The sequence below is a fragment of the Rhodococcus sp. 06-470-2 genome (assembly GCF_002258235.1).
Classification (GTDB): domain Bacteria; phylum Actinomycetota; class Actinomycetes; order Mycobacteriales; family Mycobacteriaceae; genus Rhodococcoides.
In genome coordinates this window covers 239,122-252,872 of sequence record NZ_NOYB01000016.1, presented here as the reverse complement: position 1 = coordinate 252,872, position 13,751 = coordinate 239,122, and the positions used below count along the sequence as shown (strand labels likewise).

20 protein-coding genes are annotated in these 13,751 nt (G+C 64.2%); 14 read left to right on the top strand and 6 right to left on the bottom strand.

All coding sequences use genetic code 11. The annotated features are described in order from the left end of the window. Positions 1–8: 8 nt before the first annotated feature. Entirely contained in the window at positions 9–221 is a 213-nt protein-coding gene (locus CH276_RS10225; protein ID WP_094629073.1) for a hypothetical protein, read from the top strand. Positions 222–289: 68 nt separating this feature from the next. On the opposite strand, the gene CH276_RS10220 is transcribed toward CH276_RS10225, so the two are convergent. After that, the gene (locus tag CH276_RS10220) at positions 290–1,231 is read right to left on the bottom strand and encodes a DUF808 domain-containing protein (protein ID WP_045197652.1); all 942 of its coding nucleotides are present in this window, start codon (positions 1,229–1,231) and stop codon (positions 290–292) included. A gap of 110 nt (positions 1,232–1,341) precedes the next feature. Further along, a complete protein-coding gene (locus CH276_RS10215) occupies positions 1,342–2,505 on the bottom strand; it encodes an NADH:flavin oxidoreductase/NADH oxidase (protein WP_032396902.1) in 1,164 nt (387 codons plus the stop codon). 174 nt (positions 2,506–2,679) lie between these two features. On the opposite strand from CH276_RS10215, the gene CH276_RS10210 reads away from it, so the two are divergent. Together CH276_RS10210 and CH276_RS10205 are read left to right on the top strand one after the other, a co-directional pair. Further along, positions 2,680–3,087 (top strand): hypothetical protein, encoded by a 408-nt coding sequence (locus CH276_RS10210; RefSeq protein WP_032396903.1) that lies wholly within the window; start codon positions 2,680–2,682, stop codon positions 3,085–3,087. Beyond that, positions 3,084–3,281 (top strand): helix-turn-helix transcriptional regulator, encoded by a 198-nt coding sequence (locus CH276_RS10205; protein WP_094629072.1) that lies wholly within the window; start codon positions 3,084–3,086, stop codon positions 3,279–3,281. The genes CH276_RS10210 and CH276_RS10205 overlap by 4 nt, the downstream gene beginning before the upstream one ends. Before the next feature lie 3 nt (positions 3,282–3,284). Here CH276_RS10205 and CH276_RS10200 read toward each other — a convergent pair whose 3' ends face one another. Both CH276_RS10200 and CH276_RS10195 read right to left on the bottom strand, forming a co-directional pair. Continuing rightward, positions 3,285–4,505 (bottom strand): pyridoxal phosphate-dependent aminotransferase, encoded by a 1,221-nt coding sequence (locus CH276_RS10200; protein WP_094629071.1) that lies wholly within the window; start codon positions 4,503–4,505, stop codon positions 3,285–3,287. After that, positions 4,502–5,443: a DMT family transporter gene (locus CH276_RS10195; RefSeq protein ID WP_094629070.1), complete on the bottom strand. Its 942-nt coding sequence runs from the start codon at positions 5,441–5,443 to the stop codon at positions 4,502–4,504. Before CH276_RS10195 ends, CH276_RS10200 begins: the two co-directional genes overlap by 4 nt. Between CH276_RS10195 and CH276_RS10190 the strand changes: the two genes are divergently transcribed. From CH276_RS10190 to CH276_RS10175, 4 genes are all read left to right on the top strand, one after another. After that, the gene (locus CH276_RS10190) at positions 5,442–6,836 is read left to right on the top strand and encodes an aminotransferase-like domain-containing protein (RefSeq protein WP_032396909.1); all 1,395 of its coding nucleotides are present in this window, start codon (positions 5,442–5,444) and stop codon (positions 6,834–6,836) included. The genes CH276_RS10195 and CH276_RS10190 overlap by 2 nt on opposite strands. Before the next feature lie 193 nt (positions 6,837–7,029). Continuing rightward, the gene (locus CH276_RS10185) at positions 7,030–7,563 is read left to right on the top strand and encodes a hypothetical protein (RefSeq protein WP_094629220.1); all 534 of its coding nucleotides are present in this window, start codon (positions 7,030–7,032) and stop codon (positions 7,561–7,563) included. A 40-nt stretch (positions 7,564–7,603) separates the two neighbouring features. Further along, positions 7,604–8,227, top strand: coding sequence for a luciferase domain-containing protein (locus CH276_RS10180; protein ID WP_094629069.1), 624 nt, complete (start codon positions 7,604–7,606; stop codon positions 8,225–8,227). 84 nt (positions 8,228–8,311) lie between these two features. Beyond that, positions 8,312–8,773, top strand: coding sequence for a DUF6194 family protein (locus tag CH276_RS10175; RefSeq protein WP_094629068.1), 462 nt, complete (start codon positions 8,312–8,314; stop codon positions 8,771–8,773). On the opposite strand, the gene CH276_RS10170 is transcribed toward CH276_RS10175, so the two are convergent. Together CH276_RS10170 and CH276_RS10165 are read right to left on the bottom strand one after the other, a co-directional pair. Continuing rightward, a complete protein-coding gene (locus tag CH276_RS10170) occupies positions 8,774–9,673 on the bottom strand; it encodes a transketolase family protein (protein WP_094629067.1) in 900 nt (299 codons plus the stop codon). Continuing rightward, positions 9,673–10,353, bottom strand: coding sequence for a thiamine pyrophosphate-dependent enzyme (locus tag CH276_RS10165; protein ID WP_094629066.1), 681 nt, complete (start codon positions 10,351–10,353; stop codon positions 9,673–9,675). The genes CH276_RS10170 and CH276_RS10165 overlap by 1 nt, the downstream gene beginning before the upstream one ends. Before the next feature lie 149 nt (positions 10,354–10,502). On the opposite strand from CH276_RS10165, the gene CH276_RS10160 reads away from it, so the two are divergent. The 7 genes from CH276_RS10160 (at position 10,503) to CH276_RS10130 (ending at position 13,745) form a co-directional block, all read left to right on the top strand. Further along, on the top strand, positions 10,503–10,874 hold the full coding sequence (locus tag CH276_RS10160; protein WP_094629065.1) for a VOC family protein: 372 nt from the start codon (positions 10,503–10,505) through the stop codon (positions 10,872–10,874). 21 nt (positions 10,875–10,895) lie between these two features. Then, complete coding sequence (locus tag CH276_RS10155) at positions 10,896–11,216, top strand: hypothetical protein (RefSeq protein WP_141214689.1); 321 nt, start codon at positions 10,896–10,898, stop codon at positions 11,214–11,216. A 1-nt stretch (position 11,217) separates the two neighbouring features. Continuing rightward, complete coding sequence (locus CH276_RS10150; RefSeq protein WP_217901358.1) at positions 11,218–11,727, top strand: putative immunity protein; 510 nt, start codon at positions 11,218–11,220, stop codon at positions 11,725–11,727. A 40-nt stretch (positions 11,728–11,767) separates the two neighbouring features. Then, positions 11,768–12,103: a hypothetical protein gene (locus CH276_RS10145; protein ID WP_141214688.1), complete on the top strand. Its 336-nt coding sequence runs from the start codon at positions 11,768–11,770 to the stop codon at positions 12,101–12,103. A gap of 14 nt (positions 12,104–12,117) precedes the next feature. Next, on the top strand, positions 12,118–12,591 hold the full coding sequence (locus CH276_RS10140) for a GNAT family N-acetyltransferase (RefSeq protein ID WP_094629061.1): 474 nt from the start codon (positions 12,118–12,120) through the stop codon (positions 12,589–12,591). Positions 12,592–12,710: 119 nt separating this feature from the next. Beyond that, the gene (locus CH276_RS10135) at positions 12,711–13,370 is read left to right on the top strand and encodes a class I SAM-dependent methyltransferase (RefSeq protein WP_217901357.1); all 660 of its coding nucleotides are present in this window, start codon (positions 12,711–12,713) and stop codon (positions 13,368–13,370) included. A 90-nt stretch (positions 13,371–13,460) separates the two neighbouring features. Beyond that, positions 13,461–13,745 carry a DUF1490 family protein gene (locus CH276_RS10130; protein ID WP_032396920.1) on the top strand — a complete coding sequence of 95 codons (285 nt, stop codon included), beginning with the start codon at positions 13,461–13,463 and terminating at the stop codon, positions 13,743–13,745. Positions 13,746–13,751 lie beyond the last annotated feature (6 nt).

Sequence of the window (13,751 nt, the reverse complement as noted above, 5' to 3'; positions counted from 1 at the left end):
GAGTTGGCATGTATCCGTTCGATCCGCACACATACCTCTTCATCGCCGATCAGGATCGCGATCGGAATCTGCTTCTGGCCGAGCGCCGCAGACTCGCTGCTGCGCAGAAGCGCCTCCGCCGAGACGAACTCCGCGTTCGGAGGGCATGGGACGAGTTGACGGCATCCCTCGCCGATGTATCCGCGTCCGAGCGACGGGTACTCGAACTGGCTCGACGCTGATCAGAGCAAGATTGTGTGCAGCCACACCTGGGACGAATGAACGACGGCGAAAGTCGCCGGTACAGCCGCTACTTCGCAGCAGCTCGCTTGGCGAGCGCCTTCGAGATTCCCAGCTGCGCAACCACGATGATGCAACCGACGATGGCACCGATGATCGCCGATGCGAGTGTGTTGACGATCCACGCCAGCACTCCGCCGATGCCGGCGACTCCTCGCACCGCTTCTTCGCCGTGGTGGACGAGTTCGTAAATGGGGTGGAAGCCGAGCTCGTCGATACCCACGAGCAGGATGTGCCCGCCGACCCACAGCATCGCTGCGGTGCCGACGACCGAGAGCACCGACATGACCTTGGGCATGCCCTTGACCAGGCCTCGGCCGAACTTCTCTACGAACCCTGTGGAGCCGTCGGCCAATTTCAGTCCGATGTCGTCCATCTTCACGATCAGTGCGACGACGCCGTAGACGACGATCGTGATGACCACGGCGACGACGGCAAGGATGATCAGACGACTCCAGAAGCCTTCTGCAGCAATGGTGTCCAGCGCGATGACCATGATCTCGGCCGACAGAATGAGATCGGTACGCACCGCTCCGGAGACAACGGCGTCCTCGTCACGCGGCTCGTCCTCGGCGGCCGCGTGATCATCGCCGTGGCCGAAGAGTGCGCCCCATATCTTGTGCGCCGCCTCGTAGCTGAGGTAGCAGCCGCCGAGCATCAGTATGGGCGTGAGCAACCACGGCACGAACTGGCTGAGCAGCAAGGCGATCGGCAGAATGATCAGCAACTTGTTGCGCAGCGAGCCCACGGCAATGCGCTTGATGATGGGCAGTTCACGTTCGGCCGCGAGACCGCGAACGTACTGAGGCGTCACGGCGGCGTCGTCGATCACGACCCCGGCCGCCTTGGCCGTCGCTTTGCCGGTAGCTGCTCCGACGTCGTCGATGGACGCTGCAGCCAGGCGAGCCAGCGCTGCCACGTCGTCGAGCAGGGCTACGAGTCCGCCGGCCATCACAAACCTCCGCGTCGATACGAGAACACCACATGGCTCCTCATGATGCGAGCCCTTGGAACCCTACCGCCCGCGGATGGTCCGTGATCGCCGTCCGGCCTTTCCCTCTGCTACGCGATCTTCCTCTCCTGCTCGTCGTCGAGAACTTTCGCGGGCGGCAGTCCGATGCTCGGGTCGTGTCCCCGGAAGTTCTTCAGCCACCAGCTCCAGTCCTCGGGGACCAGCGAGAACGGATCTCCGTGGCCGAGCTCTCGCGCGGCCCAGACCGGCCAGTGCGGATTGGCCAGTGCCGGACGCCCGAGCAGCACGACATCGATCTTGCCTTCGCGGATGACGGCGTCGGCGTTCTCCGGTACGCCCAGATTCCAGCTGCAGGTCACCGGGATATCCAGCTCACGCTTGACGCGGGCGGCGCGCTCGACCATGAAGCCCATGTCCCCGAACGGAGGGTCGACCATGTCGTCGGTGTTGAAACCGAGGCTGACATCGGCCATGTCCAGGCCATGCTCCTTCATCCATCCGATGGCGATCATGGATTCGTCGAACTGCACACCGTCCGGGTGGTGATCGTCCGAGCCCAATCGCATGGTGAGGGGGTACTTCTCGGGCCACACCTCACGCACCGCGTCGAGCGCCTCCAGGTGGAACCGCGCCCGGTTCTCCAGGCTGCCGCCGTACTGATCGGTGCGCTGGTTGGCCAACGGGGAGAAGAAGCTCGCACCGAGATAACCGTGGGCATAGTGCATTTCGAGCCATTCGTACCCGGCTTCGGCGGCCCGAACAGCTGCATCGGCGTAGCTCTGGTGGATGGCCTTGATCTCGGGCACGGTGAGTTCGTGGACGGGGAACGAGTGGTCACCGCCGTAGGGAATCGCCGATGGCGCCACACATTCCCAGCCGTCGGGATGGTCGGCCGGAAGCTGATGTCCGCCCTGCCACGGTGGGACTTCGCTGCCCTTGCGTCCGGTGTGCCCCAGCTGAATGGCCGGGACCGATCCCATCTCCTTGATCATCGACGTCACGCGTGCGTGTCCCTCGATCTGGTCGTCGTCGTAGATCCCCGCACAGCCAGGAGTCGTACGACCGTCCGGCGTGATCGCAACCTGTTCCGGGAACACCATCCCGAAACCTCCTGCCGCACGCGCACCGAGATACATCAGGTGAAAGTCGTTCATCTTGCCGTCGACGGCGCGGTACATCGTCATCGGCGACATGGCGATTCGATTTCGAAGCGTCACACTCTTGAGGGTGAACGGGCTGAAGAGATCCGGCATGACAGTGGTCCTTTCCTGAGTGATACCACCTCACCACCTGGCACGTTTCGATCGACTACACCGATGCTGCACGTCGGTGACAGTCTTCTCACCGTCCCGATCATCCGAGTGTGAGGGCCCGATGTATGGTTTCCTATACGTATAGCGAGCTATACCTACGATCGGAGCACCCACATGACACTCAGATGGCTGTCGGTCGGCGCAGTCGGCCTTGCCGCCGCCTCGGCAACGGCGTTGCTGGCCTGGCTGGTCTCACCGGTCGCACCGGGGATCGCAGCGGTGGTGTTCGGGTTCACCGCTCTTCCGTTCGGTGCCATGCTGGGCTGGGTGCTCTTCGTTGCCCCGACGACAACCGAGCCGGCGTATGCATCGGGCGAAAGCATCGAATCTCATTGGACGTCGGCCGCATCGAGTGGGATGGCCACCGACCTGGTGTGCACTCTGGGCCTGACGCTGACCGTTGTCTCGATCGCACGAGCCGAACCACCGGCCACCCTCTTGCTGATCGGTCTGCTTCTCGCCGCGTTCGCATCGTTCACCGCGCGGTACACCTACGCGCGACATCGCGCACTGTCCGAGTGAAGAACAGTGTTCGACGGCGTCGCACCGAGCAGGGTTGGTCTCAGCACGAACTGGCCGAGCGCATCGACGTCACCCGACTGACGATCATCTCGATCGAGAAGGAGCGATTCGACCCGAGCCTGCCTGTCGCCTTTCGCCTCGCCGCGGCGTTCGATTGCTCGATCGAGGACCTGTTCGAGCCGGATCAGAGCTGATAGCTACTGCCGATAGGAGCTCATGAAATTGCCCAGGCGGTCGAGTGCCGTCGCGAGATCGTCGACGTTGGGCAACGTGACGAGTCGGAAGTGATCGGGCACATCCCAATTGAAGGCACGGCCGTGACTGACCAGAATTTTCTCGGACTCGAGCAGGTCGAGCACGAACTTCTCGTCGTCGACGATCCCGAACCGTTCGGTGTCCAGTTTGGGGAACATGTACAGCGCCCCCGCTGCCTGGACGCAGCTGATTCCGTCGATCGAGTTGAGCATGCGATGCGCCAGGTCACGCTGCGCGGTCAACCTGCCCGCCGGGAGCAGCAGATCCTCGATCGACTGCCTGCCGCCGAGCGCGGTCTGTATCGCATGTTGCGCCGGCACATTCGCGCACATGCGCATGTTGGACAGCAGTGTGATGCCCTCGATGAAGCTCGCCGCGCGTCGGCGCGGGCCGGTGATCGCCAGCCATCCCGCCCTGAATCCGCACACCCGGTACGCCTTCGACAGACCCGAATAGGTAAGGCAAAGAACATCTTTCCCGGTCAGGGTGGCGAGGTTGGTCATCACCGCCCCGTCGTACACGATCTTCTCGTAGATCTCGTCGGCGAGCAGAACCAGATCGTGCTCCCGTGCCAGGTCGACGAATCGCTGCAGTACCTCTCGTGAGTACACCGCTCCGGTGGGATTGTTCGGGTTGATCACCACGATCGCGCGGGTGCGGGGCGTGATCTTGGCTTCGAGGTCATCGAAGTCCGGGGCCCAATCCTGGTTTTCGTCGGACAGATAATGGACGGGCACACCACCGGCCAGGGCCACCGAGCCGGTCCACAGCGGGTAGTCGGGCGACGGGATCAGGATTTCGTCTTCCGGGTTGCACAGCGCCTGCATCGTCATGGTGATCAGTTCCGAGACCCCGTTTCCGAGGTAGATGTCGCCGACGTCGAGGTCGGTCAGGCCCTTGGTCTGGTAGTACTGGACCACTGCCGTGCGGGCGGAGAACAGGCCCCGGGAATCCGAATAGCCCTGTGCGGTGGGAAGGTTGCGGATCATCGCCATCATGATCTCGTCCGGTGCCTCGAAACCGAACGGGGCAGGATTGCCGACGTTGAGTCGCAGGATGGCGTGCCCTTGCTCCTCGAGTTCCTCGGTCTTGTCCAGAATGCGTCCACGGATGTCGTAGCGCACGTTCTCGAGCTTGCGCGCCTGGTCGATCGATCTCGTCATTTCGAAAACTCCTCCTGCCGAACGGTCGGCGACATCCGGGTCCGGACCGCCACTGTTGCACACACGATGACCGCCGCTCCACCCACGAGCACCGGCCACGTCAAGCCCTCGCGCAGGATGACCGCGGCCCAGCAGATGGTCAGCACAGGTTGGATCAACTGGACCTGGCTGACGCTGGACATCGGGCCGATCGCCAGTCCCCGATACCAGGCGAAGAACCCGAGGTACATGCTCACCACCGCCAGGTAGCCGAAGGCGGCCCACTCGGTTGCCCCCGCTGTCGACGGTTGCTGCCACCACGCGAGCGCAGTCAACGCTCCGGTGACCGGCACGGACACCACCAGCGCCCACGACACCGTCTGCCACGCACCGAGTTCCCGCGCCAGCAGCCCACCTTCGGCATATCCCACCGCTGCGGCGACGACCGCTCCGAGCAGCAACAGATCCGACCACTGCAATCCGGTCAGCTGTCCGCCTTGCAGGGCAGCGAAGCCGACCGCGACGGCGGCCCCCACGCCTGCGACCACCCAGAACATCGGCCGGACCGGTTGCCGTTCGCGGAGAACCGCAGTGGCGGCGGTGGCCGCAGGCAGCAACGCGATGACCACGGCACTGTGTCCCGCCGATGCGGTGGTGAGGGCGTACGACGTCAGTACCGGGAAGCCGACGACGACACCGCCCGCGATCACTGCGAGCCGAATCCACTGCCGTCCCTGCGGGAGCCGTTGTCCCGTAGCGGCGAGCGCTATCGCGGCCAGCGCGGCTGCGACCACGGCACGTCCGCAGCCCACGAAGAGCGGGGACAGGCCTCCGGTGACCGCGACGCGGGTCAGCGGGACCGTGAACGAGAACGCCGTAACGCCCGCCAGGCCCCAGAGCAGTCCGGCGCGCGATAGCAGGCCCGTCCCAGAACGAGTAGCGCTACTATGCTGTGTCATGTCCGACGATAGCAGTTCCCGGATCGTCTCTGCACTGAGAACCTGGATTGCGACTGCCCCTCCCGAAGCCAGGCTGCCGTCCACCCGCGCCCTGGTCGCCGAGCATTCGGCCAGCCCGGTCACGGTACAGAAGGCCCTGCGCACGCTCATCGCGCAAGGCGTCATCGAGAGCCGGCCTGGCGTCGGCACATTCGTCAGGACGGTGCGCACGGCCCGCCCCAACGACTACGGGTGGCAGACGGCGGCGCTGGGAGCGCCGGACAATCGACTACAACTTCCGGCGGCTCTGCAGTCGACGTCGAGCGATGTGATCGCGTTGCATTCGGGGTACCCGGCGCGGGAGTTGTTGCCGGAAAGGCTTGTTCACGCCGCCTTCACGCGTGCATCACGGACCGACTCGGTGATCGCCCGACCCCCCACCGCGGGTCTGCCGGAACTGCGGGCGTGGTTCGCGGCCGAGTTGGGGGCGTCGACACCGTTGGGCGTCACGCCACCGTCGGCCAGTGACGTCGTGATCATTCCCGGCAGCCAGACCGGACTCAGCACAGCGTTTCGAGCACTCGTCGGTGCCGGGCGTCCGCTGCTCATGGAGTCCCCGACGTACTGGGGTGCGATCCTTGCTGCCACGCAGGCCGGCGTCCGTGTGGTACCGATACCCAGCGGCGTCGACGGGCCCGACCCCGACGCGCTCGCACGAGCGTTCGCGCACACCGGCGCTCGGGCGTTCTACGCGCAACCCACCTTCGCCAGTCCCACCGGGGCCCAGTGGTCGCCCACGTTGTCCGAGCGGGTCCTCGACACTGTTCGACGCCACGGCGCATTCCTGATCGAGGACGACTCGGCCCACGATTTCGGTATCACCTCCGAGCCGAATCCGCTGGCCGCACGGGACGACGGCGGGCATGTCGTCTACCTTCGCTCACTCACCAAGACGGTCTCGCCCTCGGTTCGCCTGGCCGGCCTGATCGCCCGTGGGCCCGCCCACGAGCGCATCCTCGCCGACACCGGCGCCGAATCGATGTATGTCAGCGGGATTCTGCAAGCCGTCGCCTTGGACGTCGTCACGCAACCCGCCTGGCGAACTCACCTGCGGAGGTTGCGCACTCAGTTGGCATCGCGTCGAGACTTGTTGGCGAACAGCCTCATCGAGTTCGCACCGCGTGGGCACCTCGACGCGGTGCCCCGAGGTGGGCTCAATCTCTGGATGCGCCTGCGCGACGACTCCGACCTGGAACGCATTGTGCAGGAATGCAAGGCAGCGGGTGTCATCGTCGGCGCGGGCGACGACTACTTTCCCGCCGAACCCACCGGCAAGTACCTACGGCTCAACTATGCAGGCCCCAACCCCGGTGAGTTCGCCGACGCGGCGCGCACGATCGGATCGATCATCTGAGACCGTTCAGTCGATCGAATGACAGCAACCTTTGGGGCACAGCATCTTCGGCCCTGCACGATCATCCGAACAAGGGATACTCGACGCGCGATCACTGTGTCACCATCGCTGAGACGGACAGCCCGTCAATACTTTCGGTGGAGGAATTGTGTCGCGCACGAGTGGAATTCGCAGGAACCTGGTTCGTCGTTCGATGGCAGTCGCCCTGGCAACCGGGGCATGTGCCCTGGCCGTCCCAGCGGCAGCGGTCGCCCAACCCGAACTCGGGCCCATAGTCGACAGTGGCAGCGCGATCGTCGACAGCGGAAGCGCAATCCTCGACGGTGGCAACATCATCGACAACGGTGCCCGCATCCTCGGCAGCGGAAGTGCCATCGCCGGAGGCATTCTCGGCATCGACACCGGTTCGGCCAACGGAGGCATCGCTACGCAGCAGTGCAATGCCTCCACGATGTCGGGTGAGGAGGGCGTGACGGAGACCCTGCACGAGCTGGGCCGAACCGGACCGACCTCGTTCGTGCTCAGCTACGACACCGTCGATGTTCCCGATCAGATCGAGGTCTTCTACCAGGGCGCACCGATCCACAACACCGGCTATGTCGGCGGCAGCACCGGAGTCGGCTCGGTGGTGGTGTCGGTTCCGGCCGGCACCGCGTCCGCTGTCCTGGTCCGCGTCACCGGACCGGTCGGCACAGTCTGGACCTACACCGTGAGCTGCCCGGCCTGACGGGCTGTTCCCGCCCGGCTCCACCAGCTATGTTGATCCCGTGCAGAAGGTCAGGAACGACTACGCCGCGTGGATCGACCTGGGGCCGGGTGGCCTTCCCGCCAACGTCGGTGGCTGGCTGATCACCACTGCCCTCAAACCACTCGCCCGACGCGACACGACGACCGTCGACGGTGCCGGGAGCCCAGGACTGCACTGGCACCTCGATCACCGACTCGGACCTCGTCCGACGATCGCGCCCTACCCGATACCGCACCGGCAACTCACCCACCGTGGCAGCATTGAGCTCATCGAGCGGCTCACGGCAACGGTGGCCGCCGAGGCCCGATCCGGCGGGCCGTTTCACCTCGAGCGCAGTCGATTCGAGCGCAGAGGCGACGCGCTGTACGTCACGGACATCGGTGCCGCTGCGCCCTGGATCTCACGAACGAAGGGTGAAGTTCTGCACGTGCACGACAGTGAGGGCTCGCTGCACGTGGTGATGCAGCCGGACGATGCGCAGACCGTGATCTCCGCGGGTTGGGGTGAACTGCACCCCTTGGCCGGACGCCCGGTTCTCGGACTACCCGAGACCTACGTCTTCGTCTACGCACCCAGAGACGCCGACGACGCAGACCGAATCGAGCAGATCATCTCGCGCGCGACGGCGACTGCAACGACCTGAGCCGAGGACGATGCGGATCTGTTGCTCGACCGGCCACGTACGAAATCGGGTGAACGATCCTGCCGACCGTGTGACGATCGGGACATGACACTCGACGACATCGTGAATCTGGTCCGCAGCTTCGAAGGCACCGTGACGCAGCGGCCTCAAGAGGGAGACGGAACTCCCGAACTCGCCTGGGGCGATGCGTTCTTCTACTACTCGCCCGACGGGTCCATCCCCACGAACACTCAGCCGTTCGCCACGATCGTGACCAAGAACTACCCGGGCGACGAGCTGTCCCGACTGGACCGACCCGACGCGTTCCGCGTCAACATCGTTGCAGGAAAACAAGAATTCCACAGGATGCTGGGAGTGCCGCCCCGCGAAGCGGCCCACGCACCCCAGGCCGACACAGACGATGTCCTCGCTGCCCACCCTCAGTACGGCACCGCAGGCTGGCTGTCGGTGGTCAACCCGTCGTCGCAGACCGAAACGCGTGTCCGGGAACTACTCGACGCCGCGTATCACGGTGCCAAGAGCAGATACGAGCGCCGCCAAGCCTGATCAGCCGAAGAAATCGTCCATCGATCGGGAGAGCCCCTCGATATCCAGGCCGTTGGCCCGATCATGTTGGGCCACCGTGCCGTATTTGCGTCGTTCTCCTGCGTCGACCCCGACTCCCGACACCCGATGACGCGCATCGGCGAGGGCTCTGTTCACTTGCAGCACTGACGTTCCCGCGAGATACGGCTCGACGATCATGACGTCCGGCGCGGTCAACGTTGCCCGCAGCGTTCGGCTGTCGAACGGCCTGATCGTCGACGCATGCAGCACCGTCAGGTCGCGTCCCGAGGCTGCGGCGAGAACCCGGTCCGTCATCGGCCCAACGGAGATCACGGTTCCCGAATTACCCTGTTGCACAATGGTGAACATGCCATCGGGCCGGCCGTATGGACGTTCGTTGCACACCCCGTCGAGCCTGATGTAGACGCGATCGTCGGTTGCCGCCGCGCTCTGCAGCATCCACTCGACCTCGTCGACATGCCCGGGAACATGGACCGTCCACCCGTCCAGGGTGTCGAGGAGTGCGACATCTCGCTGACCGAAGTGTGTCTCGCCGCCCTGCGGCCACCCGTAGGACCCACCCGAGCTCACCAGGATTGTGCCGACGCTCTGATGGCCCAGATCGAGTTTCACCTGCTCGAAGGGCCGCTCGATCAGGAACGGCGGGAAGGTGTGCACGATCGGACGCATTCCGGCCAGGGCCAGACCACCGGCGACACCGATCATGGCCTGCTCTCGAATGCCGACGTTGATCACCCGAGATCGAATACCGGCGGTGAGGTGCGGTTCGAGATATCCAACTCCGATCTCCGCCAGCACCAACGCTGTTCGCTCGTTCTGCGCCAACAGATCGGGCAGCAGGCGGTAGAAGTGCTCGCGTTGGTCCAGCGTTGCATTCATCAGCTCTCCTTCTTTTCGACGTGCGCGACCACCACGTGCGGCCCCTGTGGATGATGGAGGCGAAACGCGCGCCTGAGAGCGGTGTGATCTCGGCCGTCGACGTCGGAAGTGGACCACCCCTCGACCGCGAACCGCGACGCGATACCGCCGGGCCATCCCAGGCCGGCAGAGTCGTTGTCGATCACCACCGCGGTCAGATTGCCCAGATTCGATCGCGCAGCGAATTGAACGGCTTCCATATTGCTGCCCTCGTCGAGCTCGGCGTCGCCGATCAGTACGAAAACTCGGGCAATACTGTTCTGAATCCGCAGCGCAACAGCAGTTCCGGCGGCCAGAGCCACGCCATGACCGAGCGATCCCGATCCGATATCGACCCCGCGTGCCAGCGTGCGATCCGGGTGATTTCCCAGCGGTGAGTCGTAGCTGCCGAACGACGCGAGCTCGTGCGGCGTCAAGAATCCCCGTGCCGCAAGCACGGCGTAGTACGCCATCGGCCCGTGACCCTTGGACAGGTAGAACCGATCACGGTCCGGGTCGTCAGGATCGGCTGGGTCCAGGCTCAGAATGTCGGAGTACAACACCCACAACACATCGAGTGTCGAAGTCGCGCTGGTGCTGTGCTTTTCGTCGCCCGTCATCAGAGTCATGAGCCGAGGCAACTCGTCGAATGTCATCTGCATGACCCCACCCTGCAACCTTGAGCGCACTCGAGGTCAAGCCCTGCGGGGGAGGTGATGTGAGTGTCCGACATTCCCGGGCGGGACGACGATTTCCGCTTCTCGAGCCAAATTGTGGACACTGACGGCACCACCGACCGTAGTCTCCAGATATGCCGCGAAACCCCCTCGCTATAGCGGGGACGTCCATCGACTGCGCCGATCCGGCGGAACTAGCGCGCTTCTATCTCGCGCTTCTCGGCGGCGAGTTGTTGTGGGAGAACTCCGAGAGCGTTGGGATCCGCACACAATCCGGCCTGAACATCGTTGCGCAGAAAGTCACGAACTACATTCCGCCCCAATGGCCGTCGACATCCATCGTGCACTTCGATCTGGACGCTGGAGCCGACCTGGCCGATTCCGTCGCCTTTGCAGTCGAATGCGGGGCCAAGGAGGCAGCAGAGCAGCCGGACCCCCGATGGCGAGTTCTGCTCGACCCCGCCGGGCACCCCTTCTGCATCACCACGGAGGTGTACGACGGTTGACGAGGGCAATAGCCTGAGATGGTGCGCAATCTCGTCATCGTTCTGCTGCTGTTCGGATTCATCGTCGGATTGGTGCCGTTGGGCTGGTACCTGATGGGCGAGATGACCACCAACGCGAATGGCGTCGTGTATTCCGGTGGCTATCAAGCCCTGAACGGTGTCACGATGGACGACGAATTCGTCGGTGACATGAACGATTCGTTCGACCGAAGAACTCGAGGCCTGTCCATGCTGTGGCTGTACGTAGTGCCTGTGTGTACCGCAGCTCTCGGTGCACTGGCCGGATTCGTTCTCGGCAAGTTCGGATTCGTACTCACGCGCAAGCGAACTCGAGAGGCATGAGGTGGCTGGGCCTGCCCAAGTGGAGCTGAGCACCGACGACATTCGACACGTGACGGCCTTTGCGGCTACCTGCGCCCGACGGGCATTACCGATCTACGAGATGGCCCACCCCGGGGATGCGCGTCCACGCTCGGCGATCGAGGGTGCCGAGGCATTCGCCGAGACCGGCCACCGGACGGCGGAGTTACGCAGGCTCGCCTGGGACGCGCACAAAGCGGCCCGCGAACTGCCGACTTCAGCGGCCACGGACGCAGCACTGTCCGCAATGCACGCGGCCGGCTCTGTGTTTCTCCATCCGCTGTACAGCCCCCATCAGATCAAACACATTCTCGGTTCTGCCGTGCACCTGGTGCTCGCCGACCCCGAATCTGCTGCAGAACAGATCGAATGGATCGACGCGCAGTCCGATGCGACTGTGCGAGCGGTTTTGCGTCGGTTTCCGCCACCGATCGCCGGGCGCACGAGGTTCGGCGTGCTCATGGCCCGACTCGATACCGAATTGCGCCGTTGAGCCGTTGCCTCGATTGGAGTGCGGTGACAGCATGGGAAAGATGAAGGCACATGAACGCCCGTGGAAGCGTTATGCAATTGCCGCGTTGCTGGCCTTCCTCGCATTCTCGACAATCAGCGACATCGTGTCCGATCCTTCTGCCTGGAACTGGTCGAAGCTGGCTGTGCTGGCTGTGGCCGCTGTGTTCATCTGGTACGGAGAGCGCCGAACCTGGACGTCTCCGGACAAGATCGGACCCGAAGCCGTACCCGCCGGGGATGTCGAAGCGGTGGTCGCAGAATCCGGCAGAACTGTCCACGCCATCAAAGCGTTACGAGAGATGCATCCCGGTCTCGGTCTGCGTGACGCCAAGAATCTCGTTCGACCGGATCACTGACCGAGGAGAAGGCGATGTCGTCAGTCAGCGGTACACGTGCCGTCCAGGATCCCGCCGGACTGACCGAGGCCGCAATTCTGTTGATCGACTTCAATCGCGAGTACGACTACCCGGTGCCCGAGTCGGATTGGCTTGCAGCTCATCTCGATACTCTGGTGAAATCCGGCGATACCAGCGTGCTGACATTCGGGACTCCCGCCATCGGTGTGGCGATTCTGCGATTTCGGGCCGGCACTCTGAGCGCAGATATCGAGGCCTATCTCGCCGAGTTCTACGTCCGGCCTGGCCTACGCGGGAAGGGCTACGGAACAACCTTTCTCGACGACGTCATCGAGCACGCACGCGGCAGGGGTGCCACCTACATGGACCTCAACACTTCCGAGGACGACGAGGCGGCGCGACACGTGTACGAAAAGCGTGGCTTCGACTGCCACGAAGGCCGTGGCGAGGGACCCAAAGCTCTGTATTACGAACTCGAGCTGAACTGACGCAAGAGATGTAGCCTGGCCATATGGTTAGCCGAGATAACAGCTCTACATCGTTCGGGACCGTCGCCGACGTGTACGAATCTGCTCGCCCCGAATACCCGTCGGCCGCGGTCGAGTGGATGCTTGAACCCGTACTCGAGTCGGGCGGGCGGCCTCTTGTCGCCGACGTCGGTGCCGGGACCGGCAAGCTCACCCGCATCATCGTCGCCGCCGGGTGCGACGCCGTCGCGGTCGATCCTGATCCCGCCATGCTCGACGCCCTGCGCGTTGCAGTGCCCGGAGTTCCCGCCCACGTCGGCACTGCCGAGTCCCTGCCGCTGGATGATGAGAGCGTCGATGCCGTCCTGCTCGGACAGACGTGGCACTGGGTCGAGCCGGTGGCCGCGTCACGCGAGATCGGCCGGGTTCTCCGCCCAGGTGGCACCCTGGGACTCATCTGGAACATTCGCGACGAGTCGCACTCGTGGGTTCGGCGACTGAACTCGGTGGTCTCGCGCGGTGGAGCGCTGACCATGTTCGACGACGGTCCACCGCCGATCGCAGAACCGTTCCGCCGGCTCGACGAGGAGCGGTGGGCGTGGTCGCGCACGGTGAGCCGGTCCCAGTTGACCGATCTGGTTCGGTCGCGCAGCTTCTACATCACCGCGACCCCCGATGAGCGCAACCGCATCGATCGGGATCTCACTGCACTGTTCGACGAATTGGGTCTCGAGGGATCGAGGACGATCGAACTGCCCTATGTCACAAGGGCTTTCCGCACCACGAAGCCGAGCCGGTGAGACGCCCCAACCCCGGGAGTCGCCACATCCGAGCAAAACGAATATGATTCCCAATAAGTGGGTGCAGGTTCGACTTCGAGGAGCTACAACATGGCGTTTCCGATCATCGTCGCGAAAGCAGTATCGACGGTCGTAACAGGCGCAGTCGGCGTCGCCGCGTACAACGGTGCCAAGAAGCTGTACGACAAGGCTCCCGTCCGCAAGGTCGCGGTGTCGGCAACCGAGCTCGGTCTCCGTGCCGCACGAAAGGCCGAAATCCACGCCGAGTCAGCACGTCTGGCCGTGTCCGATGTTGTTGCGGAGGCGCGGGACCGGCTCGGCGAAGAAGTGCCGCCACCCTCGGCCACCGAAGTCGGCCACGGCCACTCGCACTGATCACGG

Bases quoted from the DNA above. Each gene is read 5' to 3' on its own strand.
- CH276_RS10225 (WP_094629073.1), top strand. From the start codon at position 9: ATGTATCCGTTCGATCCGCACACATACCTCTTCATCGCCGATCAGGAT.
- CH276_RS10220 (WP_045197652.1), bottom strand. From the start codon at position 1,231: ATGGCCGGCGGACTCGTAGCCCTGCTCGACGACGTGGCAGCGCTGGCT.
- CH276_RS10215 (WP_032396902.1), bottom strand. From the start codon at position 2,505: ATGCCGGATCTCTTCAGCCCGTTCACCCTCAAGAGTGTGACGCTTCGA.
- CH276_RS10210 (WP_032396903.1), top strand. From the start codon at position 2,680: ATGACACTCAGATGGCTGTCGGTCGGCGCAGTCGGCCTTGCCGCCGCC.
- CH276_RS10200 (WP_094629071.1), bottom strand. From the start codon at position 4,505: ATGACGAGATCGATCGACCAGGCGCGCAAGCTCGAGAACGTGCGCTAC.
- CH276_RS10190 (WP_032396909.1), top strand. From the start codon at position 5,442: ATGTCCGACGATAGCAGTTCCCGGATCGTCTCTGCACTGAGAACCTGG.
- CH276_RS10195 (WP_094629070.1), bottom strand. From the start codon at position 5,443: ATGACACAGCATAGTAGCGCTACTCGTTCTGGGACGGGCCTGCTATCG.
- CH276_RS10185 (WP_094629220.1), top strand. From the start codon at position 7,030: ATGGCAGTCGCCCTGGCAACCGGGGCATGTGCCCTGGCCGTCCCAGCG.
- CH276_RS10175 (WP_094629068.1), top strand. From the start codon at position 8,312: ATGACACTCGACGACATCGTGAATCTGGTCCGCAGCTTCGAAGGCACC.
- CH276_RS10170 (WP_094629067.1), bottom strand. From the start codon at position 9,673: ATGAATGCAACGCTGGACCAACGCGAGCACTTCTACCGCCTGCTGCCC.
- CH276_RS10165 (WP_094629066.1), bottom strand. From the start codon at position 10,353: ATGCAGATGACATTCGACGAGTTGCCTCGGCTCATGACTCTGATGACG.
- CH276_RS10160 (WP_094629065.1), top strand. From the start codon at position 10,503: ATGCCGCGAAACCCCCTCGCTATAGCGGGGACGTCCATCGACTGCGCC.
- CH276_RS10145 (WP_141214688.1), top strand. From the start codon at position 11,768: ATGAAGGCACATGAACGCCCGTGGAAGCGTTATGCAATTGCCGCGTTG.
- CH276_RS10140 (WP_094629061.1), top strand. From the start codon at position 12,118: ATGTCGTCAGTCAGCGGTACACGTGCCGTCCAGGATCCCGCCGGACTG.
- CH276_RS10135 (WP_217901357.1), top strand. From the start codon at position 12,711: ATGCTTGAACCCGTACTCGAGTCGGGCGGGCGGCCTCTTGTCGCCGAC.
- CH276_RS10130 (WP_032396920.1), top strand. From the start codon at position 13,461: ATGGCGTTTCCGATCATCGTCGCGAAAGCAGTATCGACGGTCGTAACA.